The sequence below is a fragment of the Oryzihumus sp. JJN4-3R genome (assembly GCF_057747915.1).
The window spans coordinates 773,621-796,727 of record NZ_CM173229.1; the positions used below are offsets into that span (position 1 = coordinate 773,621).

The 23,107-nt window shown below is 73.9% G+C and carries 25 protein-coding genes; 5 read left to right on the top strand and 20 right to left on the bottom strand.

Annotated features, from left to right (window positions below; translation table 11 throughout):
- Positions 1–129: 129 nt before the first annotated feature.
- The 8 genes from AC3ANM_RS03500 to AC3ANM_RS03535 form a co-directional block, all read right to left on the bottom strand.
- On the bottom strand, positions 130–570 hold the full coding sequence (locus tag AC3ANM_RS03500) for a DUF2752 domain-containing protein (RefSeq protein ID WP_488286754.1): 441 nt from the start codon (positions 568–570) through the stop codon (positions 130–132).
- A 77-nt stretch (positions 571–647) separates the two neighbouring features.
- Entirely contained in the window at positions 648–986 is a 339-nt protein-coding gene (locus AC3ANM_RS03505; RefSeq protein ID WP_488286755.1) for a CD225/dispanin family protein, read from the bottom strand.
- A gap of 273 nt (positions 987–1,259) precedes the next feature.
- Positions 1,260–1,487: an HGxxPAAW family protein gene (locus tag AC3ANM_RS03510; protein ID WP_488286756.1), complete on the bottom strand. Its 228-nt coding sequence runs from the start codon at positions 1,485–1,487 to the stop codon at positions 1,260–1,262.
- An 85-nt stretch (positions 1,488–1,572) separates the two neighbouring features.
- Positions 1,573–2,385: a Trp biosynthesis-associated membrane protein gene (locus tag AC3ANM_RS03515; protein WP_488286757.1), complete on the bottom strand. Its 813-nt coding sequence runs from the start codon at positions 2,383–2,385 to the stop codon at positions 1,573–1,575.
- Positions 2,382–4,049: an anthranilate synthase component I gene (locus tag AC3ANM_RS03520; RefSeq protein WP_488286758.1), complete on the bottom strand. Its 1,668-nt coding sequence runs from the start codon at positions 4,047–4,049 to the stop codon at positions 2,382–2,384. Before AC3ANM_RS03520 ends, AC3ANM_RS03515 begins: the two co-directional genes overlap by 4 nt.
- Complete coding sequence (gene hisI, locus AC3ANM_RS03525; RefSeq protein ID WP_488286759.1) at positions 4,042–4,422, bottom strand: phosphoribosyl-AMP cyclohydrolase; 381 nt, start codon at positions 4,420–4,422, stop codon at positions 4,042–4,044. Before hisI ends, AC3ANM_RS03520 begins: the two co-directional genes overlap by 8 nt.
- 13 nt (positions 4,423–4,435) lie before the next feature.
- The gene (locus AC3ANM_RS03530) at positions 4,436–6,250 is read right to left on the bottom strand and encodes an ABC transporter ATP-binding protein (protein WP_488286760.1); all 1,815 of its coding nucleotides are present in this window, start codon (positions 6,248–6,250) and stop codon (positions 4,436–4,438) included.
- Positions 6,247–8,103: an ABC transporter ATP-binding protein gene (locus AC3ANM_RS03535; RefSeq protein WP_488286761.1), complete on the bottom strand. Its 1,857-nt coding sequence runs from the start codon at positions 8,101–8,103 to the stop codon at positions 6,247–6,249. Before AC3ANM_RS03535 ends, AC3ANM_RS03530 begins: the two co-directional genes overlap by 4 nt.
- 68 nt (positions 8,104–8,171) lie before the next feature.
- Between AC3ANM_RS03535 and AC3ANM_RS03540 the strand changes: the two genes are divergently transcribed.
- Positions 8,172–8,813, top strand: a complete 642-nt coding sequence (locus tag AC3ANM_RS03540) for a TIGR03085 family metal-binding protein (protein ID WP_488286762.1) — start codon at positions 8,172–8,174, stop codon at positions 8,811–8,813.
- A gap of 37 nt (positions 8,814–8,850) precedes the next feature.
- Here AC3ANM_RS03540 and hisF read toward each other — a convergent pair whose 3' ends face one another.
- A complete protein-coding gene (gene hisF, locus AC3ANM_RS03545) occupies positions 8,851–9,624 on the bottom strand; it encodes an imidazole glycerol phosphate synthase subunit HisF (RefSeq protein WP_488286763.1) in 774 nt (257 codons plus the stop codon).
- 57 nt (positions 9,625–9,681) lie between these two features.
- Between hisF and AC3ANM_RS03550 the strand changes: the two genes are divergently transcribed.
- The gene (locus AC3ANM_RS03550; RefSeq protein WP_488286764.1) at positions 9,682–10,386 is read left to right on the top strand and encodes a nucleoside/nucleotide kinase family protein; all 705 of its coding nucleotides are present in this window, start codon (positions 9,682–9,684) and stop codon (positions 10,384–10,386) included.
- Between the two features lie 8 nt (positions 10,387–10,394).
- On the top strand, positions 10,395–10,970 hold the full coding sequence (locus tag AC3ANM_RS03555) for a DUF5655 domain-containing protein (protein WP_488286765.1): 576 nt from the start codon (positions 10,395–10,397) through the stop codon (positions 10,968–10,970).
- A 3-nt stretch (positions 10,971–10,973) separates the two neighbouring features.
- Here AC3ANM_RS03555 and AC3ANM_RS03560 read toward each other — a convergent pair whose 3' ends face one another.
- From AC3ANM_RS03560 to AC3ANM_RS03570, 3 genes are all read right to left on the bottom strand, one after another.
- Entirely contained in the window at positions 10,974–11,903 is a 930-nt protein-coding gene (locus AC3ANM_RS03560) for an SDR family oxidoreductase (protein WP_488286766.1), read from the bottom strand.
- 208 nt (positions 11,904–12,111) lie between these two features.
- Entirely contained in the window at positions 12,112–12,330 is a 219-nt protein-coding gene (locus AC3ANM_RS03565) for a hypothetical protein (RefSeq protein WP_488286767.1), read from the bottom strand.
- A gap of 5 nt (positions 12,331–12,335) precedes the next feature.
- Entirely contained in the window at positions 12,336–12,701 is a 366-nt protein-coding gene (locus AC3ANM_RS03570) for a hypothetical protein (protein WP_488286768.1), read from the bottom strand.
- A 162-nt stretch (positions 12,702–12,863) separates the two neighbouring features.
- Here AC3ANM_RS03570 and AC3ANM_RS03575 point away from each other — a divergent pair, with 162 nt between their 5' ends.
- The gene (locus tag AC3ANM_RS03575; protein WP_488286769.1) at positions 12,864–14,024 is read left to right on the top strand and encodes an FUSC family protein; all 1,161 of its coding nucleotides are present in this window, start codon (positions 12,864–12,866) and stop codon (positions 14,022–14,024) included.
- 103 nt (positions 14,025–14,127) lie between these two features.
- Entirely contained in the window at positions 14,128–15,339 is a 1,212-nt protein-coding gene (locus AC3ANM_RS03580) for an MFS transporter (RefSeq protein ID WP_488286770.1), read from the top strand.
- 7 nt (positions 15,340–15,346) lie between these two features.
- Here the strand turns inward: AC3ANM_RS03580 and AC3ANM_RS03585 are convergent, their stop codons facing one another.
- From AC3ANM_RS03585 to AC3ANM_RS03620, 8 genes are all read right to left on the bottom strand, one after another.
- Positions 15,347–15,814 carry a PH domain-containing protein gene (locus AC3ANM_RS03585; RefSeq protein ID WP_488286771.1) on the bottom strand — a complete coding sequence of 156 codons (468 nt, stop codon included), beginning with the start codon at positions 15,812–15,814 and terminating at the stop codon, positions 15,347–15,349.
- A gap of 14 nt (positions 15,815–15,828) precedes the next feature.
- A complete protein-coding gene (gene hisG, locus AC3ANM_RS03590; RefSeq protein WP_488286772.1) occupies positions 15,829–16,677 on the bottom strand; it encodes an ATP phosphoribosyltransferase in 849 nt (282 codons plus the stop codon).
- Between the two features lie 43 nt (positions 16,678–16,720).
- A complete protein-coding gene (locus AC3ANM_RS03595) occupies positions 16,721–16,984 on the bottom strand; it encodes a phosphoribosyl-ATP diphosphatase (RefSeq protein ID WP_141788587.1) in 264 nt (87 codons plus the stop codon).
- A gap of 100 nt (positions 16,985–17,084) precedes the next feature.
- Entirely contained in the window at positions 17,085–17,843 is a 759-nt protein-coding gene (locus AC3ANM_RS03600; protein WP_488286773.1) for a class I SAM-dependent methyltransferase, read from the bottom strand.
- Between the two features lie 211 nt (positions 17,844–18,054).
- A complete protein-coding gene (locus AC3ANM_RS03605; protein WP_488286774.1) occupies positions 18,055–19,401 on the bottom strand; it encodes an HNH endonuclease signature motif containing protein in 1,347 nt (448 codons plus the stop codon).
- 1,315 nt (positions 19,402–20,716) lie between these two features.
- On the bottom strand, positions 20,717–21,865 hold the full coding sequence (locus AC3ANM_RS03610) for a hypothetical protein (RefSeq protein ID WP_488286775.1): 1,149 nt from the start codon (positions 21,863–21,865) through the stop codon (positions 20,717–20,719).
- 76 nt (positions 21,866–21,941) lie between these two features.
- Entirely contained in the window at positions 21,942–22,355 is a 414-nt protein-coding gene (locus AC3ANM_RS03615; RefSeq protein WP_488286776.1) for an antibiotic biosynthesis monooxygenase family protein, read from the bottom strand.
- Positions 22,356–22,397: 42 nt separating this feature from the next.
- Positions 22,398–23,102 carry a hypothetical protein gene (locus tag AC3ANM_RS03620; protein ID WP_488286777.1) on the bottom strand — a complete coding sequence of 235 codons (705 nt, stop codon included), beginning with the start codon at positions 23,100–23,102 and terminating at the stop codon, positions 22,398–22,400.
- Between the last annotated feature and the right edge of the window lie 5 nt (positions 23,103–23,107).

Genomic DNA, 23,107 nt, shown 5'->3' on the forward strand with positions numbered 1-23,107 from the left:
CCCGGGCCGCAGCCCGGTCGACCAGGGCGTCGGGGCCGCACCGTCGTGCCGCACCGTCGCGCCGCACGTCAGCGCCGCATCGTCACCCCCCGACGGGCCGCCGCGATACCGGGCGATACCGCTCGCCCCTCAGGCGGGCGAGAGCCAGGTCCAGCCGGGGAGGTTGCGCAGCACCCAGAACGCGAGGATGCCGACCAGCAGCAGGTTGATCGTCCAGGCCGGCGCGACCCGGCGGGGCACCCGGCCGGTGAGACTGCGCTCGAGCCAGAGCACCCAGGCCAGGACCAGGAAGGGCACGACCGCCACCGTGAACGGGTTGCGGGCCAGCGCCCCGGCGACGTCGAGGTGCGCGAGGTCGTGGATCGCCCGCAACGACCCGCACCCGGGGCACCACCAGCCGGTCAGCGCGAGGAACGGGCAGGTCGGGTAGTGCCCGGGCTGGTTGGGGTCGACCGAGCCGAGGTATGCCGTCGCCCCGGCGGCGAGCGCGCCCACGGCCACAGGCAGCAGCGGGCCGCGTCGCCCACCCGGTCGGGTGGGCGACGCGGCCCGGTTCAGCAGGGAGCTCACGTGGTCAGCGTAGGCCGGTCACGCGCTCGAGCGGACACGCTCGCGGTGTCACCTGCCCGGCCTTCAGGCTCGTGGCGTCACGGGCTGGTGCTGGAGGTGGCACCGCCGAGGATGCCCGCCCCGATGAGGATGCCGTAGAGCACCCCGACGACGACGCCGGCGACCGCGCTCCAGATGGCGAACTTGCGGGCCTTCTCCGAGGAGTCCTGCGCCCCGGCGTAGTCGCCCATGGCCCACTTGCTGTTGACCTGGCTGGAGAACACGATCGAGGCGATGCCCAGCGGCAGGCAGCACAGCACCGTGGACAGGATCGCCCACACGAGGTAGTTCTGCGGCGGGGCCCCGGGGGCACCCTGGCCGGGCATCCCGTAGGACGGGGGCGGGGGCGGCGGCGGCGTCTGGCCGTAGTCGGACATGAGAGAGTCCCCTGTTCGTCATGGAGTCGCGCCGGCGCGGCGCGTCAGGGCCAGACCTTAGTGGTTCCTGTGACGCGTGGGAACGACTGACCCGCCGAAGCCTCTGCGGCTTCGGCGGGTCATCGTTGGCCGGTCTCGCTCGTCGGGTCACGCTCGCTGGGTCATGCTCATCGCGTCTGGGGCGACCGCGACGGTGGACCGGGTGGTCAGCGGACCGGTTGGTCAGCGGACCGGTTGGTCAGCGGATCGGGGGGTCAGCCGACCGGAGGGTGGTCAGCGGACCGCGGTGGTCCCGCGCGCGGTCTCGGGCTTGTGCTGGCCGAACCCCATCATGGCCAGGACCTTGCCCGCGATGACGCCGACGACGACGAGGACGCCACCCGCCACGAACATCCACACGGAGGCCAGCACGACGGCCAGGGACATGATCGCCGAGGCGACCAGGAGGATGGTGACGGCGGTCCAGGCCGCGACGCTGTGGCCGTGTCCGTGCTCTGCCATGAGGGTTCTTCTCCTTGTGACGCTCTGACGTTGGGGCACATTGTGTCAGCGCCGCGACGCCGGGGGGACAGCGGGCGCCGCGGGCCTACTCCTCGGTGGGGTCCTCGCCCCGGGAGAGCTGGTCCCAGGCCGAGACCTCACGGGCGGGCCGCCGGCGTGCGCCGGGTTCACCGGGCACGCTCTGGCCCTCCGCGGCGGCGCCGGCGGAAGACCCGGCCCCCTCGCCCGCGGTCACACCACCGGCGGCCGCGGCCCCCTCACCCGCGGACCCTTCCTGCGCCGCGTCCTCACCCGCTTCACCGCCGCCCGGGGCTCCGGCTCCGGCACCTGTCGGGACCCCGGCACCGGTCGGGACCCCGGCACCGGTCGGGACGCCGTCGCGGACAGGAGCATCCCCGGCAGGTGACGGCGCGTCATACCGGCTGGACAGGCCGGCCCAGTGGCGGCCGCCGACCAGGGCGGCCGCTCCCCCGAGGGTGACGGCGAGGGCGGCCAGGGCGGCGACCCACACCCAGACGGTGAGCGTCCCGTGGGCCGGCACGGACCCGGTCCGTCCGGTGCTGGCCGCCGCGAGGCGGCCGAGCGCGGCGCCGGGGTCGGAGGCGACGATGCCGATGATGACCAGGGCCAGGACGCCGGCGAGGAACGCCGCGACGCTGGCGATGACCCGGACCACCCGGCCCGCGGTGGCGGCGGCGACGGCGGAGGCGGCACCGACCAGCGCGGCGGCGAGCACGCCGGGCGCGACCTGCGACCCGGTCCCGCTGACGGCGCTGGCCCCGAGCACGGCGTCGCTGACCGACCCCTGCAGCCAGGTCCGCGAGCCGGTGACGAGCAGCACGCCGGCGCCGAGCAGCACGAGCAGCAGGACCACCCGCTTGGAGGTCAGCCGGGTCACGGCGCGCGCAGCCCGCTCGCGGAGGCCACGGCCCGCAGCGCGGCGGCCGCCTTGTTGACGCTCTCCTCGAACTCCAGCTGCGGCACGGAGTCGGCGACGATGCCGCCCCCGGCCTGGACGTGCGCCACCCCGTCGCGGATCACCGCGGTGCGGATGGCGATCGCCATGTCGAGGTCACCGTGGAAGTCGAGGTAGCCCACGACGCCGCCATAGAGGCCGCGCCGGCTCGGCTCGAGCTCGTCGATGAGCGCCATCGCCCGCGGCTTCGGCGCCCCGGAGAGCGTGCCCGCCGGGAAGGTCGCGGCCAGCACGTCGTAGGCGCTCCTGTCGGGTCGGATGTCGCCGACGACCGTCGACTCCAGGTGCATGATGTGGCTGTAGCGCCGGATGGTCATGAACTCCACGACGTCGACCGTGCCGGACTCGCAGACCCGCTGCAGGTCGTTGCGCGAGAGGTCCACGAGCATCACGTGCTCGGAGCGCTCCTTGGCGTCGGCGAGCAGGTCCTCGCCGTTGGCCACGTCCGCCTCGGGTGTCGCCCCGCGCGGCCGGGAGCCGGCGATGGGGTGGGTGATGGCGCGTCGTCCGGTCACCTTGACCAGCGCCTCCGGGCTGGAGCCGACGACGTCGTATGCCGTGCCGTCGGGTGCCGGGAGACGCAGGAGGTACATGTACGGGCTGGGGTTGGAGGCCCGCAGCACGCGGTAGACGTCGAGGGCGTCGGCCGGGCACGGCACCGAGAACCGTTGGGAGAGCACGACCTGGAAGACCTCGCCGGCACGGATGGCCTCCTTGCCGGCCTCCACCATGGCGAAGAACTCCTCGGGCGTGCGGTTGCTCGTCGCCTCCGGGGCCGTGGGCTCGATGACCGCGACGGTGCTCGGCGCCGAGGCGGCGAGGTCGGCGGTCATCCGGTCCAGGCGCTCGACCGCGTCGCGCCACGCGTCCTCGACCCGCTCGTCGGTGGCGTCGTAGTTGACGGCGTTGGCGACCAGCAGCAGCGAGCCGTCGGCGTGGTCGAGCACCGCGAGGTCGGTGGCGAGCATCATCGCCAGCTCGGGCAGGTGCAGCTCGTCCGGCGTCCCGTCGGGGACCTTCTCCCAGCGACGGACCGCGTCGTAGGTGATGGCGCCGACCATGCCACCGGTCAGCGGGGGCAGGCCGGGGATGGGCTCGGTGGCGAGCGCTGCAACGGTGTCGCGCAGGGCCTCGACCGGGTTGCCGCTGGTCGGGACGCCGACCGGCGGCGTGCCGATCCAGTGAGCCTGCCCGTTCTGCTCGGTCAGCGTGGCGTGGCTGCGCGCCCCGACGATGGAGTAGCGCGACCACACCCCGCCGTGCTCGGCGGACTCGAGCAGGAACGTGCCCGGCTGGTCCTTGGCGAGCTTGCGGTAGACCCCGACCGGCGTCTCGGCGTCGGCCAGCAGCCGACGCACCACCGGGATGACGCGGCGGTCGCGGGCCAGGTGGGTGAAGGTGGGCAGATCGGGCCAGGTCGTGCCGTAGCGCAGGTCGGGCTGCTCGCGGCGGTCGGCACCGGCCTCGGACGGGGCCGGGGTGTTCGGCGCCGTCGGACCCGTCGTGTCGCCGGTCGACTCGGAGGTTGGTGCGCCGGGTGGTGCGCCGGTCGTCGAGGCGTCCGTCGAGGTGGTGGGCTCAGGCATCGCGAGACCCCTCGACGACGGTCAGGTCGCGGCCGTCGAAGCAGGTGCGCGAGCCGGTGTGGCACGCCGCGCCGACCTGGTCCACGCGCACGAGCAGCGCGTCGCCGTCGCAGTCCAGGGCGACGGACTTCACGTGCTGGGCGTGCCCGGAGGTGTCGCCCTTGCGCCAGTACTCCCCGCGGCTGCGGGACCAGAAGGTGACCCGGCCACCGGTGAGCGTGCGGTGCAGCGCCTCGTCGTCCATCCAGCCGACCATGAGCACCTCACCGGTGTCGTGCTGCTGGACGACGGCGCAGACGAGACCGGCGTCGTCACGCTTCAGGCGTGCGGCGACGGCGGGGTCCAGGGCCGAGGGGGTTGACACCTGCCCCATTCTGCCGTGCCGGTTAGCCCTGCTGTTGGGCGACCCAGGAGGCGTGGAGGTGGGAGTAGACCCCGCCGGCGCCGACCAGGTCGCGGTGCGGACCGCGCTCGACGATCTCGCCCTTGTCGACCACGACGACCTCGTCGGCCGCCTCGGCGGTGGACAGGCGGTGGGCGATGGCGATCGACGTGCGCCCGCGGGTCAGCCCGTCGAGGGCGCGCTGGATACGGACCTCGGTGGCCGGGTCGACCGCGGAGGTGGCCTCGTCCAGCACGAGCAGGTCGGGGTCGGCGAGGTAGGCACGGGCCAGGGCGACCAGCTGCCGCTCACCGGCCGAGAGGGACTCACCCCGCTGGCCGACCTCGGTCTCCAGCCCCTGGGGCAGGCCGGACAGCCACGCGTCCAGGCCGAGCTCGGTGAGGGCGAGGCGCACCTCGTCGTCGGTGGCCTCGGGCTTGCCGAAGCGGATGTTGTCCAGCAGCGGGGCGTCGAAGAGGAACCCCTCCTGCGGCACCAGCACCACCCGGCCGCGCAGGGAGTCGAACCGCACCCGGCGCAGGTCGACCCCGTCGATGCGGACGGCACCCTCGGTCGGGTCGATGAGCCGGGTGAGCAGCTTGGCCAGGGTGGTCTTGCCCGATCCGGTCTCGCCGACGATGGCGATGCGCGAGCGCGGCGCGATGCTCAGCTGCACGTCGCGCAGCACCGGCGGGCCGCCGGGGTAGGCGTAGGTGACACCGTCGAAGTCGACCGTGATGGGCCCCCGCGGCAGTCGCTGGCCGTCCTCGCCGGGGTCGGAGATGTCGGCCGCGGTGTCGATGACGCCGATCACGCGCCGCCAGCCCGCCACGGCGTTCTGCATCTCGTTGAGGATCTCGCTGGCCATCTGCACCGGCTGGGTGAACAGGTTGACCAGGAAGAGGAACGCGAGCAGCTCCCCGAGCGTGAGCCGGCCGTGGACCGCGAGCACCGTGCCGACGACGATGACCGCCGCCATGGTCAGCCCGGAGACGAGCTGGCCGGTCGTGAAGGACAGCACGGCCTTGACCTGGGCCCGCACGGCGGCGGAGCGGTGGCGCTCGATGGCCTCGTCGATCCGGGCGGCGGTGCGCTCCTCCACCCCGTAGGCCCGGATCGTGGCCGCCCCGACGACGGACTCCGAGACCGCGCCGAGCAGCTCGCCGACGCGCTGGCGCACGAGGGTGAAGGCGCGCCCGACCATGCCCTGGAAGCGCGGGATGAAGAAGAACAGCGGCAGGAAGCAGACCCACACCAGCAGCGCCAGCGGCGGGCTGTAGATGGCCATCAGCACCGTCGCGACGGTGAGCTGGCCGAGGGAGACGATGAGGATCAGGCCGCCGAACTGCACGAACATCGAGATGGTGTCGACGTCGCTGGTCACCCGGGACACCAGCGAGCCGCGGCGCTCGGTGTTCTGGGTCAGCACCGACAGGTCGTGGATGTGTCGGAACGCCTTGAGCCGCAACGTCGCCAGCCCGGCCTCGGAGGAGCGGAACAGGCGCACGTTGACGAAGTACGAGGTCAGCGCGGTGAGCAGCACCACCACCGCCGCCAGCAGCACCAGGCGCACGACCAGGCCGACGTCGGGCCCGCCGGGCGCAAGGATGCCGTGGTCGGTCGTCTGCTGCACCACGAACGGCACCAGCACCCGGCCGATGGTCGAGACCAGCGCCAGCCCGAGGGTGACGCCGATGCCCTTGCGCAGCTCCGGCGACAGCTCGACGCCACGCTTGAGCGTGGCCCACGTGCCGAGGTCGGCCGAGCTCTCGATGCCCTTGGTGTCGGGCAGCGGCTGGGACCGCGTCGCCGTGCTCATGCCTGGTCCCCTGCCGTCACGCTGTCCTCCTCGTCGGCGGCGACCGCCGCACGCTCCGCGGCCTCCCGCGCGTAGGCCGTGACCAGGCGCGCGTAGCCCGCGCACCGGCCGAGCAGCTCGTCGTGCGTCCCGTGGTCGACCACCCGGCCGTGCTCGAGGTAGACCACGTCGTCGGCGAGGGCGATCGTCGCCATGCGGTAGGCCACGACGACCACGGTCGTGCCGAGGCTGGAGTCGCGCAGCGCGGCCAGGATGGCCTGCTCGACGCTGGGGTCGACCGCACTCGTCGCGTCGTCGAGCACGAGGATCCGCGGGTTGCGAATCACCGCACGGGCCAGGGCGATCCGCTGGCGCTGCCCGCCGGACAGGCTGGCACCCCGCTCCCCCACCTTGGTGTCGATGCCGTCGGGCAGCGCCGCGACGAACCCGTCGGCCTGGGCGACCCGCAGGGCCGACCAGACCTGCTCGTCGGTGTGGTCCTCGCCGAGCGTGACGTTGCTGCGCACGGTGCCCTCGAACATGAACGTCTGCTGCGAGACGAGCGACCCGACCGCGGGCACGCCTCCCTGGGTGACCTCGCGCAGGTCGACACCATCGAGGCTGACCGTGCCGGTGTCGGGGTCGATGAGGCGCAGCATCAGCGACGTGAGGGTCGACTTGCCCGACCCGGTCGGCCCGACCAGCGCCGTGGTGCCGCCGGCGGGCACGTCCAGCGTCACGTCGCGGACCGCGGGGTTGGCCCCGGCCACCACCTCGCCGTCGGGACCGACGGTGCTGACGTCGTAGGCGTAGGACGCCCCCTCGACCCGCGCCCGGGTGGGGCCGGCGGGCGCGAGCCGGCGGTCGCCATACTGCATCTCCCCCGTGGCCTGGAGGACCGCGTCGACGCGGTCCCAGCCGACCACGGTGCGGGGCAGCTCGGCGAGCACCCAGCCGAGGGCGCGCACGGGGAAGGCGAGGATCGAGAAGAGGTAGGCGATCTGCACGACCTCGGCCGCGGTCAGCTGCCCGGTGGCGACGCGGGCGGTGCCGAGCGCGAGGACGGTGAGCGTGCCCAGGGTCGGGATGGCCTCGATCGCCGGGTCGAACTGCCCGCGGGTGCGGCCGACCTCGACGTTGGCGGTCTGCAGCCTGCGCGTGACGTGCTCGAAGCGCGCGGCCTCCTGCTCCTCCCGGCCCATCGCCTTGACGACCACGGCCGCCTCGAAGCTCTCGTGAGCCACCTCGGAGACCTCGGCCCGCAGCTGCTGGGCGAGGGTGACCCGCGGGGACATCCGCCGCTGGAAGGCGAGGTTGGCGAGGAAGAGCGCCGGGAACACCGTCATGCCGACCGCGGCCAGCACCGGGTCGACGAGGAACATCTCGACGGCGCCGACGACGAGCATCAGCACCACGCCGACGGCCATCGGCAGCGGCTGGAACACCTGCCAGGCGGCCTCGACGTCGGCGTTGGCGTTGGACAGCAGCTGCCCCGAGGGGTGGCGGTGGTGCCAGGACAGCGGCAGCCGGAGGTACTGCCGGGTGACCCGACGGCGGTAGGTCGCGCTGAGGTTGTTGAAGGTGAGGCCGGCGGCGACGCGGCGCATGACCACCCCGACCACGTTGAGCACGACCACGGCGGCGACCATGAGGCCGGCGCGCCACAGCTGGGCGGACGTGACGTGGTGGGCGGCGATGGCCGGGCCGACGACCTCGTGGGTGACCTTGCCGATGACCCACGCGGTGCCGACGGTCATCACGGCGTAGAGCGCGCTGCCGAGGACGGCCACCGAGAACCACCATCGCTGCTGCCGGATGCCCTGGCCCACGACGAAGAGCCCACGCCGGAGCGTGGACGGGGACGCGGCTGGCACAGCGACCTCCTGCGAGGGGTGGGTGGGATGCCTCTCAGCCTCTCACGGGGCGATGACAGGATGCGCCCATGACGCGCTGCGCCCGGACCGAACGCCAGGCCCTGTGTGACACCTTCGAGCGGGTCGGCCCCGACGCCCCGACCCTGTGCCCGCCGTGGCGCACCCGCGACCTCGCGGCCCACCTCGTCCTGCGCGAGCGGCGGCCGGACGCCGCCTTCGGGATCTGGCTGGAGCAGGTCAAGGAGCACGGCCAGCGGGTGCAGGACGACTACGCCGGTATGCCGTGGGGTCGCCTCGTCGACCTGGTCCGCTCCGGACCGCCGCCGTGGTCGCCCACGCGGGTGCCGCTGCTGGACGAGCGGGCCAACCTGGCGGAGTTCTACATCCACCACGAGGACGTGCTGCGCGCCCAGGACGGGTGGACCGCCCGCGAGCGCTCCGCCGAGCTCGAGGCCGCGCTGTGGCACAGCCTGTCGACCGCCGGCCGGCTGATGTTCCGCCGGGTGCCGGTCGGGGTCGTGCTCGTCACCCCCTCCCACGGCCGCAAGGCGGTCAAGGCCCCGACCGGGCTCGGCACGGTCGTGCTCCGGGGCGAGCCCGGTGAGCTGACGCTGCTGGCCTCCAACCGCCGTGAGGTGGCCGACGTCGAGGTGACCGGGCCGGACGAGGCCGTGGCGGCGTTCGGGCAGGCCCGCCTCGGCCTCACCTGAGCCGCATCACCTCGACGGCCTTCCCCCGGCGGTCCCGTCAGCGGACCTCGTAGCCGCGCTCGCGCAGCGCGTCCTTGACCTGGCCGATGGTCAGCTCGCCGTAGTGGAAGACGCTCGCAGCGAGGACGGCGTCGGCGCCGGCGGCCACGGCCGGAGCGAAGTCCTCGACCCGACCCGCTCCCCCGCTGGCGATCAGCGGGACGGTCACCTCGGCCCGCACCGCGTCGATGAGCGCGACGTCGAAGCCGTCCTTGGTGCCGTCGGCGTCCATCGAGTTGAGCAGGATCTCCCCGGCTCCCAGCGAGGCCGCCCGGGCGCACCACTCGACGGCGTCGATCCCGGTGCCCTCCCGGCCCCCGTGCGTGGTGACCTCGAAGCCCCCGGTCGGGTTGCCGGCCGCGTCGCGGCGGCGACGGACGTCGGCGGACAGGACGAGCACCTGGGAGCCGAAGCGGTCGGCGATCTCGCTGATCAGCTCCGGCCGGGCGATGGCGGCGGTGTTGACGCCCACCTTGTCGGCGCCGGCCCGCAGCAGCCGGTCGACGTCCTCGACCGAGCGGACCCCGCCGCCGACGGTCAGCGGGATGAACACCTGCTCGGCCGTGCGGCGGACCAGGTCGTAGGTGGTCTCGCGGTTGCCGCTGCTGGCCGTCACGTCGAGGAAGGTCAGCTCGTCGGCACCCTGCGCGTCGTACTGCTTGGCGAGCTCGACCGGGTCGCCCGCGTCACGCAGGTTGAGGAAGTTGACGCCCTTGACGACGCGGCCGGCGTCGACGTCGAGGCAGGGGATGACGCGGATGGCAACACTCACGGGACGAGCGTAGCGACGCCGCTGCCGCTCCCTCCCCGCGGCCGTTAGCCTCCCCGCATGGCCACCCCTGCGCCGGAGATGGACGACGCCGGACCCCACGTGGGCACCCACTCGGGCACCGGCGCCGACGCCGACGTGACCTCCGCGGCCGAGGACCACGCTGTCGATCACGCTGGCGACCACGCTGTCGACCACGCTGTCCACCACGCCCTGAAGCGCGCCGTGGCCCTGGTCCGGGCCGCCGAGCCGCGCTGCGGCAGCACCGTGGTCGTGGCCGTCGACGGCCCCAGCGGCGCCGGCAAGTCGACCTTCGCCACGGCTCTTGCGGGCCGCCTCGGCGACCCGCAGGTGGTCCGCATGGACGACCTCTACCCGGGCTGGGACGGGCTGGCCGAGGCCGTCCCGAGGCTCCAAGACCAGGTCCTGGCACCGCTCGCGCGGGGCGAGCGGGCGGCATACCAGCGGTATGACTGGGACCGCGGGGCGTACGCGGAGTGGCACGAGGTGGCCCCCGCGCAGGTGCTCGTGCTCGAGGGCGTGGCGTGCGGGGCGCGGGCCTGCGCGCCGTACCTGTCGGTGCTGGTCTGGGTCGAGGCGGCGCGGGACGTGCGCTTCGCCCGGGGCATGGAGCGCGACGGCGAGGCCTACCGGCCGCACTGGGAGCGCTGGGCACGGCAGGAGGAGGCGCACTTCGCGCAGGAAGGGACACGCGGGCGCGCCGACCTCGTGGTGGTGACGGACCCGCCTGCCTCCGGGGCATGATGGCGCTCATGGAGCCCGTGGACATGATGGCGGCGGTGTCCTCCTCGATGAAGGAGCGCACCGGCCGCACCCTCGAGCAGTGGGTCGCGCTGGTGCGGGAGTCGGGGCTGGACCCGTTGCAGCAGAACGAGGTCCGCCGCTGGCTCAAGGACGTGCACGGAGTTCCGCAGAACTCCCAGTGGGCGATCGCCGACGCCGCCGCCCGCGATGCCGGGTGGGTGGAGCCGACCGTCGAGGAGTACGCCGACGCCTTGTATGCCGGACCGAAGGCGGCGCTGCGTCCGCTCGCCGACGCGGTGGTCGCCCTGGCCCTCGCCCAGGGCGAGGACACCAGCGTCCAGGGCCGTGGCGGCTACGCCCCCGTGGTCCGGCGGACCCAGTTCGTCGCGGTCGCGCCGGGCCCGGGCGGCAGGCTGCGGGTCGGCTTCCGGTTCCGTGGCCAGGTGCCCGAGGACGAGCGGCTGGAGCCGGCCAGGGGCTTCGCGCAGGCGACGCACTGGCTGCACCTGGACGCCGACGCCGACGACAACGACCTGCGCTCGCTCGAGCCGCTGCTGGAGGAGGCCTACGCCCAGAACGGGTGAGCCTCAGCCCTGCCGGCCCTGCTGGGCCTCCCGGTTCACGCGGCTCTCCCGGCCCTCGCGGTTGTCCCGGCCGCGGCGGTTGTCCCGGACCTCGCGGCGCAGGACCTGCTCCCACGTCGCCGGCGGCCGGCCGAGCAGGTGGGTGAGGACGGTCGCGTTGCCGGCCAGTCCGCGCGCGTCGTAGGCCGCGAACATCGCCAGCAGGTCGGCGCGCGCCTGCTCGGGCAGCCCGGCTCCGGCGCTGCCCGCCCACTCCCCCGGGTCCGTGCGCTCGACCCGGACCTGCCGGCCGAGCACGGCGGTCGCTGACTCCGCCAGGCCCCGCACCGTCGTCAGGTCGCCGGCGAGCTCGTAGGTCGCGCGCTCGTGGCCCGCCTCCGCGAGCACCCGCGCCGCCACCTGGGCGACGTCCTCGAGGTCGACGAACGTGAACGGCGCATCCGGGGAGTAGGGCACCGCGATCCGCCCCTCCAGGGCGGCTGGCAGCAGGTTCTGCAGGTATGCCGCGGGCCGCAGCACCGTCCACGACGGCACCTGTGCGCGGACCAGCTCCTCGGCCTGCGCCTTGCGCCAGTGGTGCGGCATGGCGCGCTCATGCGGGTGCAGCACCGAGTGGAGGACCAGCCGGGTGACCCCGGCGGCGCCGGCCGCTGCCACGACCCGGGCGGCGATGCCGACCTCGTCCGGGTGGACGTTGGGGGCGAGGTGGTAGACCGCGCTGACGCCGGAGACTGCACCGTGGAGCCCCTTTCCGGTGACCAGGTCCGCCGTGGCGACCTCGATGGCGCCGGCCGAGCGCGCCCTCCGGGCGCCCTGGTCGGAGCGGACCAGCGCGCGGACCGGGATCCCGCGGGCGGTCAGGGCGCGCGTGATGGCCAGGCCGGTCTTGCCGGCCGCGCCGACCACCAGGACCGGGCCAGGGGTGTGCGACATGCGCACCACCCAAGCCGAGGGGCGGTGGCGCCGTCTTCGGCAGACCCTGCCAACGCGGATCCTGCCAACGCAGACCCGGACGACCCACCCTGCCAACACAGACCCTGCCGCCACCGCGCCGATCGCGCGCAGAGACCGTGCCGTGCATGGGACGTGCCGTGCAGGACCGTGCAGTGCAGGGACCGTGCCGTGCAGGGACCGTGGCCCCTCAGCGGCGGTCGGCCCAGCGTCGCCGGCCCTGGCGCTTCGCCACCACGTCCAGCGCCTGGGCCAGGGTGAGCCCGGCGATCTCCTCGCGGGTGATGACGCGCGAGGACAGGGCCCAGATGACCGGCCGGAGGGCGCGCAGCTCCGCCTGGTCGCGGTGCCGCAGGGCCGCGGCGATCCGGACGGTGAGCGACGTGGCGTGGCGGTCGACCCGGGACATCAGGCTCAGCTCGCGCGCCGGCCGGCCTCGGGGCGCACCCGGCGGCGACGGGACGGCCGGGGCGCGCCTGACGGCCCCGCGGTCCGCCGCGGGCCGAGCAGGTCCAGGTGCGGGCTGCGCTCCGCGATGAGGGCGCACACCTCGTCCTCGGACCGCCCGCTCACCTCGGCGACGGTCAGCAGCCCGGCCGAGAGGCAGGCGGCGACCATCTGGACCAGGTGGTCGTGGTCGAGCCGGACCTGCTGCTCGGACGACAGCGGACCGCCGGCAGGAAGGACCCGTTCGGGGGTGCTGTCCTGGGCCGGTGTGCGGGGTGCGGGTGTCGTGCAGGGTTCGCTCGCCGCGAGGGGCGGGCCATCGGACGGGATCACTGCTCTCCTTCTGCTCCCCCGCCGGGTGGATTCCGGGACCATAGCCCGTCAACGGGCCCGTGCGGTAGGGGGTGGGTGGCGCCGGGCCGGGAGCCGGAGCAGGACCATCGACCATGACGGAGGTCCGGGGCACCGGGCGCGCCGCGCCCCTACTGTGGGGTCATGTCCTCACTGGGTCTGTGGCGCGAACGCGGGGCCGCGCTCGGCCCACGTGCCGTTCGTCGCTCACGCGAGTCGATGGAGCGGCGCGTCCAGCGCCTGCGCTCCCGGTTCTTCTTCATCGTGCAGTGCGCGCTGGCGGCCGCCCTGGCCTGGTGGCTCGCCCGCGTACTGCTGCACCACCACACCCCGTTCTTCGCACCCGTGACGGCGATGATCTGCCTGGGGCTGACCTTCGGCCAGCGACTGCGCCGGGTCATCGAGGTGACCGTCGGTGTCGCGGTCGGCGTGTTCGTCGGCGACGTCTTCGTGCACTTCTTCGGCTCCGGCGTCTGGCAGATCGCCGCCGTGACCACGATCGCGATGTCCGTCGCCGTGCTGCTCGGCGCAGGGCTGCTCATCGTCACCCAGGCCGGGGTCCAGTCCGTGGTCATCATGACGCTGCTCGCCCAGCCCGGCTACGCGTTCTCCCGCTGGCTGGACGCCGTGGTCGGTGGCGGGATCGCGCTCCTGGCGGCGACCATCGCCCCCGCCGCCCCGCTGCGCCGGCCACGGCAGCAGGCGGCCGCCGTGGTCAACGAGATCGCCCTGATCCTGGCCGAGACGGCCAGCGCCCTGCGGGACTGCAACGGCGACCTCGCCGGGGTCACGCTCGAGCGCGCCCGGCAGTCCGAGTCCGCTCTCGACGAGCTGCGATCGCTGTCCGCGGAGGGCATCGCGGTGGTCCGGCTCTCACCGTTCCGGCGCCGGCACCTGCCGGCCGTGCAGGCGATTGCCGACCTGCTCGAGCCGCTCGACCGCGCCATCCGCAACGTCCGCGTGCTCGTCCGTCGTGCCGCCGTCGCGGTGTGGCGCACGGAAGAGGTGCCGTCGGCATACGTCGATCTCATCGAGGAGCTCGGTCAGGTGACCGCGCGCATCGCGCAGGAGCTCGAGCAGCGCAAGCTGCCCGAAGGGGCCCGCAGTGAGCTCTCCCGCCTCGGACGGGCCAGCGCGCAGGTGGCGCCGCACCCCACGTTGTCCGCCGAGGTGATGCGGGCGCAGGTGCGCTCCACCGTCGTCGACCTGCTGATGCTGACCGGCCTGACGTATGCCGAGGCCCGCAACCGTGTCCCCGTCACCGTGGACGCGCTCGAGGACGACTTCGTCGAGAGCGAGCACTGAGCGCGGCGCCGGGCTGACCGGCCAGACCGGCTGTCCCGTCTGCGCCGGCGCGTCGGGGATGCCGAGCACGGAGAGCCGGGCCCGGGCTGGGAGACTGGCCCCGATGACCACTGCGCCCGCACGTCCCACCACCCCCACGCTCGCCCCGGTCTGGCTCATGGCCCTGGCCCTCGTGGCCGTCTCGGCGAACCTGCGCACCTCGATCGCCAGCGTCCCGCCGATGGTGCGCACCATCGCGGCCGACCTGCACCTGTCCAACGCGTGGATGGGCCTGCTGACCACGCTGCCGGTCCTGTGCATGGGCCTGTTCGCCCCGGTGGCGCAGCGGCTCGGCGCACGGATCGGGGCGGCGATGTCGGTCCAGGTCGCGGTGGTCTGCGTCGGGATCGGCACGCTGCTGCGGCTGTTCGGCGACCTCGTCTGGCCGCTCTACCTCGGGACGTTCGTCGCGGGCGTGGGCATCGCCATCGGCGGCACCCTGCTGCCGCGCCTGGTCAAGGCGCTGTTCCCCCCGGAGCGCTCGGGGGTCGTGACCGGGCTCTACATGTTCTCGATGATGGGCGGGGCCGCGGCGGCCTCCGCGCTGTCCGTGCCGTTGCAGGGGCTGCTCGGCAGCTGGCAGGGGTCGCTCGCCTCATGGAGCGTCCTCGCGCTCGTCGGCGCCCTGGCCTGGGCGCCGATGGCCACACGCGCGTTCCGGCACCGCGCCGCGAACCCCCCGACCGACGAGGGTGCCCATGGACTGCCCTGGCGACACGCGACGGCCTGGCTCGTCGCGGGGTACCTGACGGTGCAGTCGATCGAGTTCTACTCCTGCCTGGCCTGGATCGCCCCCTCGTACGTCGACCGCGGCTGGTCGCCGACGACGGCCGGCTACCTGCTCTCGGTCTTCAGCGCCGCCCAGCTGGTCTCCGGCCTCGTGGCGCCGGCGCTCACCGACCGCATCCACGACCACCGTGCCCTGCTCATGCCGGCGGCACTGCTCGGCGTGGCCGGCCTGCTCGGGCTGCTGCTCCTGCCCGACTCCGGGCCGTGGGTATGGGTGACGGTGCTCGGCCTGGGCCAGGGCGCCAGCTTCGCGCTCGGGCTCGTGCTGCTCGTCGACTACTCCAGCAGCCCGGCCGGCAGCGGCCGGCTCGCCGCGATGGCGTTCCTCGTCAGCTACACGACGGCGTCACTGGGGCCGGCATCCCTGGGCGCCCTGCGCGACGTGACGCACGGCTTCCACGCGACATGGTCGGTGCTCACGGCACTGATGCTCGTGCAGGCCGGGCTGGTGGTGCTGATGAAGCCGGGTCGGGCCCGCACTCCCTGACCCGGCGTCAGGTGCTGTCGAACCGGGCGCCGTGGACCTGCACCAGCGCGGAGAGCCGGCTGGCCTCGGCCCGGCCGAAGGCCCCGTCGGCCTTCTGGATCGCCATGACGGCAACGGTGTCGGTGTCGTCGAGGTCGAGGCTGACCCACGGCGCTCCCCCGCCGAACTGCACGCGCACGATCTGCGCCCACTCCAGCCGGCGGGTGAGGACGAGGTTGCGCACGGTCAGGCCGTCCTTGGTCGGCACCGCACGGATGGTCGCGTAGCGCCACATCAGGAACGCGACGGCGAATCCGCAGCCGACCAGCAGCATCCGGTCGCCGAAGCCCCAGCCGCCGTAGAGGACGTCCTTGCCCGGCAGCGAGATCGCCCCGATGGTGAAGATCAGCACGGACAGGACGGCGGCCACGAGCGCCACCCGCCGGCCGCGGCGGGGGCGGAACACGGCATACGGGTCGGCCTTGGGCTGCTCCACGACTGGCGCGCCCGTCAGAGCCGGCAGGCGGCGATGTCGGTGACCAGGATCGCGCGGGCGCCGAGCTCGTAGAGCTCGTCCATGACGCGGTTGGTCAGGTGCCGCGGGACCATCGAGCGGACCGCGACATAGCCCTTGTCGTGCAAGGGCGAGACAGTCGGCGACTCCAGTCCGGGGGTCAGCGCGCAGGCCTGCTCGACGAGCTCGACACGGACGTCGTAGTCCATCATCACGTAGCTGCGCGCGGTCAGGACGCCCTGGAGCCGGCGGCACAGCACGTCGACCGCCGGCTGGGCGGAACCGTTGTGCTCGCGGGTGATCAGCACGGCCTCGCTGCGCAGGATCGGGTCGCCGAAGGTCTCCAGCCCCTGGTTGCGCAGCGTCGTGCCGGTCTCGACGACGTCGGCGATGACGTCGGCGACGCCGAGCGTGATCGCGGTCTCGACCGCGCCGTCGAGGCGCACGACCTCGGCCCCGACGCCGTGGTCGGCCAGGTGGTGCCGGACGAGGCCGGCGTAGCTGGTGGCCACGCGCTTGCCGTCGATGTCCTTGACGGTGGTCGCCACGCCGGGCTTGGCCGCGAAACGGAAGGTGGAGGCCGCGAAGCCCAGGGCCATCACCTCGACCGCGGGGCTGCCCGAGTCGAGCAGCAGGTCGCGGCCGGTGATGCCGACGTCGAGCGTGCCCGAGCCGACGTAGACGGCGATGTCACGCGGGCGCAGGAAGAAGAACTCGACGTCGTTGGCGGCGTCGGTGAGGACGAGCTCCTTGGAGTCGCGGCGGCCGCGGTAGCCCGCTTCGCGGAGCATGTCGGCGGCGGACTCGGACAGGGAACCCTTGTTGGGGACGGCGATACGAAGCATGGGAGGCCTTTTTCGGTGCGGCCGGCGCGGTGTGCGCGGCCGGTCAGAGGTGGGAGTAGACGTCGTCGAGCGTGATGTTGGAGGCGACCATGAGCACCTGCAGGTGGTAGAGGAGCTGGCTGATCTCCTCGGCAGTGCGCTCATGGCCCTCATGCTCGGCGGCCATCCACACCTCGGCGGCCTCCTCGACGATCTTCTTGCCAATCGCATGGACGCCGGCGTCCAACGCGGCAACGGTGCCCGAGCCCTCGGGGCGCGTGGCAGCCTTGTCGGTCAGCTCGGCATACAACTGGTCGAAGGTCTTCACGGGGGACAAGGGTACGTGCCGCTGTCCGCGCCCCGTCCGTTGCGTCCACGCCGCGACGCGGACCCACAGGTATGCCGGCCTCTCACCCCGCCCGGTCCAGTCACCGGGGCGGCCGACGGGCCACGAACAGCGTGCGGGTCGAGTGGGCGACGAAGGGGCCCTCCTCCCGGATCCTGGCGTCGAGCCGGGCCAGCGCGCCGCGGTAGCCTTCCACACTGAAGTCAGGCACCCACCAGATGCACTTGCGCAGGATGTAGACGACCGCTCCGATGTCGTGGAACTCCATACGGCAGCGCGCAGTCCGCATCTCCAGGATCTCCAGCCCCGCGTCCCGCGCCGCCGCCGCCTCGCGATCATGGTGGCGGCCTTCGCGGTGATCCGGCAGGGGCCCAAGGAAGTACTCGATGAGCTCGAATGCGGACGCCGGTCCGACGTGCTGACCCAGGTAAGTGCCGTCGTCCTTGAGCACACGGGCGATCTCAGGCCAGTCCGGCACCACCGGATGACGGCTGGTGACCAGTTCGAAGGTCTCGTCGAGGAAGGGCAGTCGGTCGCCGGGCTGCCGGGGCACGACCTCCACGCCGCGACGCGCCAGCAGGTGCTTGGCCCGCTCGATGTTGGGTGGCCAGCCCTCGGTGACGACCATCCTCGGCGGCAGGGACGGTGCCTGACCGACGATCTCTCCCCCGCCAGTGTCGATGTCGAGGGCCGACTCCACACCTGCGAGGCGGGAGGCCATCATCCGCGAGTAACCCCACGGCGGCCTCTCCTCGGTGGCTCGCCCCGCCAGCCAGGAGAAGTCCCAGCCGGTCACGTCGGCGTCGGCCGCTTCCTCCACCAGCTCCTCGAACGCACGCATGTGAGCCATCGTCGCCATGCGGTCAACCGGTTATGACCCGGCCGTCGCGTGGAGCTCGGAGCCGACCAGGCCAGTCGGGCCGACGTTCGGCCGGACCGGCCGGACCGGCCGTGGTCATGCTGCCGATGCGGTCCCCCAACCGTCGTGGCGCTGTCGGGTCCGGACACGCCGCCGGCCCGGTCGTCATCCGGCCGGGTGCGGGGCGGGGTCGTCACAGGTGCCAGGTGACGCCGGTGTCGGTGGCGGTGGCGGTCCAGCCCTTCTGGTGGGCCAGGGTGTGGTGTCGGCCGCAGAGCAGGGCGGCGTTGCGCACGTCGGTGGGACCGCCGTCGACCCAGTGGATGACGTGGTGCCCGTCGCACCACCACGGCGGGGCGTTGCAGCCCGGGATCGTGCACCCGCCGTCGCGTTTCCACAGATGGGCGAGCTGCGCCGGGGTGAACAGGCGCTTGGTGCGACCCTGGTCCAGGATCTCCCCCTTGCCGCCCAGGACCATCGGGATGATCGCGGCATCGCAGGCGATCCGGCGCACCGTCTCCGGCGCGATCAGGGCCCCGCTGCCCAGCACCGTCCCGGCCCCGGTGCCGAGCGTGGTCGCCGCGCCGCAGGCGTCCCTGAGCTGCTGGTAGTCCATGGTCAGGAACAGCAACGCCTTCGCCTGCGCCGGCACCCCCTCCGCCGCGGCGGTCGACCGCCGGCACACCGCCACCAGCGCGTCACCACGCCGCTGGTCCGAGCTCCGCAAGTCGCTGACCCCCTCGGCCGGTTGCGGGGCGGACAGCGGCCCGATCGCTGCCTCCAGCACGCTCGCCCCCTCGGGGTCCAGGCGCAGCAGGTACTCCACCATCCCGTCATCGGCCCGCCCCGCCGACAGGGACACCCCGTGCTTGAGCCGGTCCTGCCGCACCTGGAACTCACCGTCGCGGCCGTACTGGGCGATGATCCGCTCCCGCAACCCCCGCACCCCAGACGGGCCTTCGGAGGCCGCCAACGTCAGGAAGCCCTCCCACACCGTGGGAACCGCCTCACGCGTCAACCGGGGCGCGAGCCTGTGCAGCTCACCCAACGCCACCGCCGCCCCATGCACCCCGACCTCCCCCGACAGCACGCAGCGCCGCAACTCCTGCACCGACCCGTGGTCGATCACCTGACCCGCCCGCACCGGCCGCCCGGTGCACGCCGTCGCCACGCTCACCAGGTCCCTGACCCCACCCGAGCGGTACGACGGCGCCCACTCCAGCACCCACGCCCCCGCCGACGCGTGCGAACAGGTCACCTCACCCCGCTCGATCGCCTCGGCCAGCACCGCAACCTTGGCCGCCTCCACCCGACGCGCCAACGCATCCAGGCGAGCGAACGCCGGCCCAAGATCCGACCCCACGCACTCGTGCAGGACCTCCTCGACCCCGGCCAGCGCCGACTCCGCCCCGGCCACAGCATCGAACCGCGCGGCCAACGCGGCGGGCACGCCTTCCCCGTGCACGGCATGCGACGCGGGTGCAGGCACGCCGGCGGAACCGCTGGCCGCGGCCCCCTGCTGACGGTCCCCCTGCTTCATGATTCGAACATATATTCGACCACCGACAGGCCTCCCCGCGTACCGAGGCGAAGGCCCTGCGCACCGGACGGCGCAACCATGGATGGACCCGGCCGGCCCCGGGGTCGCTTGCCCCAGTGCCAGCCACCCCTCGGCGCCCTCGTCAGGGCCGAGCACCGCCTCCCTGGCCCGACCGATGGCGCGGGGTCACCGGGTGGCCGTGGGGCGGCCGAGGCTTGGCAGTCTTGGCCTGGCCGTGCGGCACCTTCTTCGGCTTCAGCCCGCGGGGAGGCACGGGAGACGGCTTCAGGCCGCCGGGCGGGTGCAGCCGCGCGGCGGCGCCGGCCCCGGCGCAGGCGGAGGCCACGCGCTTGCACTTCGTCGGATCCGGTGTTGGCACCGGGGTGACCACCGAACCGCTGCCGGCTGCCCGGGTGCTCGACACGGGAGGAGCTGCAGGAACGGTGCCCGGCACCGGCGACGACCGCTGCGTCGCCGGTGAGCCGGCCGGCTGCACGAGGACCGGCAGCGGTGTCGGTGTGGCGGGGCCGGGCACCGGCGGCGTCGGGAGCTGCTGGCCCCATGGGTCGACCCGCCCCTGGCCGGGTGTCGGGTCGCCCGAGGGCGAGGGCGAGAGCGAGGGCGACGGCGCGGCACCCGCGATCCCCCGCACCCCACCGGCAGAGGGCGGATCGCCCTGGTGGGCCGCCACGGCGAACGCGCCTGCGACGACGGCACACGCGGTCCCCAGCACGACCACCCTGGCGGCGACCGCGCCCCAGGACCGCGACCTCCCGTCGGCCTCGCTGGCCCCGCCGGACCGACCTCCCTCGGCCACCCCTTCCCCGCCAGCAGCTCCGCCGGCCGCGCCGTCCCCAGGTGCGCCCTCCCGGGGCCTGGCATGCGCCGTACCGGCCTCCAGAGCCGCGGACTCCGGGTCCGCGGACTCCGGGTCCGCGGACTCCGGATCCGCCTCCCACCCGGGGATCCACCAGCTGTCCGGGTCCGGCGGGCCGGAGACCGCTGCGTCCTGGGGCTCGGGTGTCATGGTGCGTTCCGTTCTGGGCTGCTGGTGAGCACTTCCCCCCACCTCCCACGCGGCGTGACGACGCCGCCACCGACGCTAACGAGGGCGCCGCACCGACCGCTCAGGCAAATGGGCGAGGCCGCACCTGCGTCGTCGACCTCCGGACGCAGTGCCTCCAGAACGCCGCGGAGGCGGCAGCCCCCCAGACCGCCGCGGACGCGGCAGCCCCAGACCCCTGTATGCCGCATCGCCCCCGCCTCCCCCACCACCAGTCGACCGAGGACGGGCAGCCCCGGGGCCGGCGCCGGATCAGCCCCCTGCCCTGCCCGCCGGGTGGGAGGTCGCCGTCGTGGCGTCCCGGGCCAGCCGGGTCACCGGGCGCCCCGGCGCGATGGGGTCGGAGGGCCAGCGCCGGGGTCCGCTCCACAGCGCCGGCGGGGCGTCGAGGTGCTTCGCGAGCGCGAGGGCCGTGATGTCGTAGTTCGCCCGCCACCCCCGGAAGTGCGGCCAAGCCTCCTTCGTGCTGCGTTCCACGGGGTAGCCCAGCTGGCGCAGCTCCTCGACGGCTTCCTCGAACTGCTGGTAGCTGACCGAGATCGGTGCGTCCGGGTCGGGCTCCGCGGGGACCGGCAGCCGCACCGCGCGAGCGATCTGCTCCAGGGCCGTGAACCCCATCCGCAGCATCAACCGGGCCGACATCCGGGGCTCCCGGGACGGCGCGAGGGCCAGGTGCAGGGCCGCGGCGTCCATCACCGCCAGCAACGAGGTGAGCCAGTGGGACAGGGGGCGCGGCGAGCGCAGCCGCACCAGCACGGCATACGTCGTGTGCGACTCGGCGAGCTCGGCGGACCAGCGTTCCCAGGAACGGAACAGGTCGCCCAGCACCGGCCCGGTGTCCCCGTCGCTGATGCCCCACAGCGTGCGCGCCAGGATCTCCGGCCCCCACGCCGGGACCCCCGCGCGGGTGGTCAGCAGCGTCACCTCGGTCTCGCGGCGGTTGAAGGCGGCATACAGCGTGGGCAGGTAGCCCACCTGCAGACCGATCACGACGAGGCCGGTGAACGCGGCCGCGTACTCCACGACCGTGCTGCCGGGGTTGCGCGGGGCGGCGTAGCCCAGCGTCAGGATCGAGGAGCCCGCCTCGTGGAACGACGAGGCCACCGGGCCGCCGACAACGGGCAGCAGGACGAGGGAGTACCCGACGACGAGCAGGACGAGCCACACGCCGAGCCGGACCAGCAGGCTCAGGGGCGACTGCCAGGCGAGGATGCGGTCGCGGCGCACGAAGGAGCGCACACCGCCGGTCGCGAGCAGGAGGAGCAGGTCCACCACGCGGTCAGTGGCGCGCGAGACCCTGGAGTCGATGGCCCGGGGCACGACCAGGGTGCCGACCACGCTGAAGAGCGTGCCGCCCACGATGAGGAGACCGACGACACACCCGATCCAGCGCCACAGCACTCCTGCTCCAACCCCTCCGGGTGGCTAACCCTTCCCCGTACGGCCCGGGACCGGGCTCCGGTGCCGCCCGCGCCGCCTACGCTCCCGAGCCGGGACGGTCCCCGGCTGACCCTCCAGCGCTCCCTCCGGCGACCTCGTAGGACCACAGCTCGCTGTGGACCCCGACGGGGCGGGTCGGCCCACCACCCGCGGGCTGCTCACGCGGGGACTCCGCACCCGGGGACGCCTCGCCGGCACCCTCGGATGCCTGACGGTGGCCGTGCGCGAATGCCCGGGAGCTCACCCAGGCCTCGAACGCCGCGTCGTCACGCCACCGGGTGACGACCAGCCAGGTGGTCCGGTCGTCGGTGGGCTTGAGCAGCTCGAAGCCCTCGAACCCGTCCTGGTCGTCCACGGCGCCCGCCCGCGCGGCGAACCGGCGGGCCAGCTCGTCGCCACTGTCGGCGGGCACGGTGATCGCGTTGATCTTGATGACCGTCACCCTCGCCATGGTGCCAGAGGACGCGGGGTCACCCCAGGGGGCACGGCGAGCTCAGGAGACGGCGGGCACCGCGGCGCTGAGGAGCTGGGACCTCGTGCCGCAGCTGAGCCTCAACCTCGACGCCGGCGCGGCCTCGAGCCGGCAGGGCCCGTCCATCGGGTCCACCGTCGCCGTGCCCGGCTCCTGCACGTAGGTCACGGCCCCCTCCTGCCTCCAGACGTCGACGAAATCGCCGTCGTAGCTCCGGCTGATCACCACGACCTCGCCGCCGGGACCGCGGACGGTCGTCTGCGTGCCCGTGAGGCCGGCGAGCAGCCCGAGCACGAAGACCCAGGCGGCCAGAAAGGCAGCCCCGCCCAGCCACGCGATCGCGCCGACGACGGCCACCACCCTGCGCCAACGGCCAGGCACGTGATTACCGACGCGCAGGAGCACCCATGCGGCGAGCACCAGCGACAACAGGCTTGCGACCGCGAGGCAGACTGCCAACCATGCGTCGCTGGTCTGGTGCCAGTAGTAGAGGACCCGGCGGCCCGACCGGTCCGTCGAGGGCAGGCGGTGGAGGTGGACGGTCAGCCCCCACGCCGCGGCCGTCGCGACGACGAGCGCCGCCACGACGAACCGTGCGGCGAGCAGCCGACGCCACACCGGAGGGGTCCCCCGAGCGAGGCCTTGACCTGCCGCGCCGGGGTCGACCCCGCCCTGGGAGCTGCCCGGGACGCGAGCGCGCAACGGCTCCTGCGGGTCCCCTCCCATGCGGT

Bases quoted from the DNA above. Each gene is read 5' to 3' on its own strand.
- AC3ANM_RS03505 (WP_488286755.1), bottom strand. From the start codon at position 986: ATGTCCGACTACGGCCAGACGCCGCCGCCGCCCCCGCCCCCGTCCTAC.
- AC3ANM_RS03510 (WP_488286756.1), bottom strand. From the start codon at position 1,487: ATGGCAGAGCACGGACACGGCCACAGCGTCGCGGCCTGGACCGCCGTC.
- AC3ANM_RS03520 (WP_488286758.1), bottom strand. From the start codon at position 4,049: ATGCCTGAGCCCACCACCTCGACGGACGCCTCGACGACCGGCGCACCA.
- hisI (WP_488286759.1), bottom strand. From the start codon at position 4,422: ATGGGGCAGGTGTCAACCCCCTCGGCCCTGGACCCCGCCGTCGCCGCA.
- AC3ANM_RS03530 (WP_488286760.1), bottom strand. From the start codon at position 6,250: ATGAGCACGGCGACGCGGTCCCAGCCGCTGCCCGACACCAAGGGCATC.
- AC3ANM_RS03540 (WP_488286762.1), top strand. From the start codon at position 8,172: ATGACGCGCTGCGCCCGGACCGAACGCCAGGCCCTGTGTGACACCTTC.
- AC3ANM_RS03550 (WP_488286764.1), top strand. From the start codon at position 9,682: ATGGCCACCCCTGCGCCGGAGATGGACGACGCCGGACCCCACGTGGGC.
- AC3ANM_RS03555 (WP_488286765.1), top strand. From the start codon at position 10,395: ATGGAGCCCGTGGACATGATGGCGGCGGTGTCCTCCTCGATGAAGGAG.
- AC3ANM_RS03560 (WP_488286766.1), bottom strand. From the start codon at position 11,903: ATGTCGCACACCCCTGGCCCGGTCCTGGTGGTCGGCGCGGCCGGCAAG.
- AC3ANM_RS03565 (WP_488286767.1), bottom strand. From the start codon at position 12,330: ATGTCCCGGGTCGACCGCCACGCCACGTCGCTCACCGTCCGGATCGCC.
- AC3ANM_RS03575 (WP_488286769.1), top strand. From the start codon at position 12,864: ATGTCCTCACTGGGTCTGTGGCGCGAACGCGGGGCCGCGCTCGGCCCA.
- AC3ANM_RS03580 (WP_488286770.1), top strand. From the start codon at position 14,128: ATGACCACTGCGCCCGCACGTCCCACCACCCCCACGCTCGCCCCGGTC.
- hisG (WP_488286772.1), bottom strand. From the start codon at position 16,677: ATGCTTCGTATCGCCGTCCCCAACAAGGGTTCCCTGTCCGAGTCCGCC.
- AC3ANM_RS03600 (WP_488286773.1), bottom strand. From the start codon at position 17,843: ATGCGTGCGTTCGAGGAGCTGGTGGAGGAAGCGGCCGACGCCGACGTG.
- AC3ANM_RS03605 (WP_488286774.1), bottom strand. From the start codon at position 19,401: ATGAAGCAGGGGGACCGTCAGCAGGGGGCCGCGGCCAGCGGTTCCGCC.
- AC3ANM_RS03615 (WP_488286776.1), bottom strand. From the start codon at position 22,355: ATGGCGAGGGTGACGGTCATCAAGATCAACGCGATCACCGTGCCCGCC.
- AC3ANM_RS03620 (WP_488286777.1), bottom strand. From the start codon at position 23,102: ATGGGAGGGGACCCGCAGGAGCCGTTGCGCGCTCGCGTCCCGGGCAGC.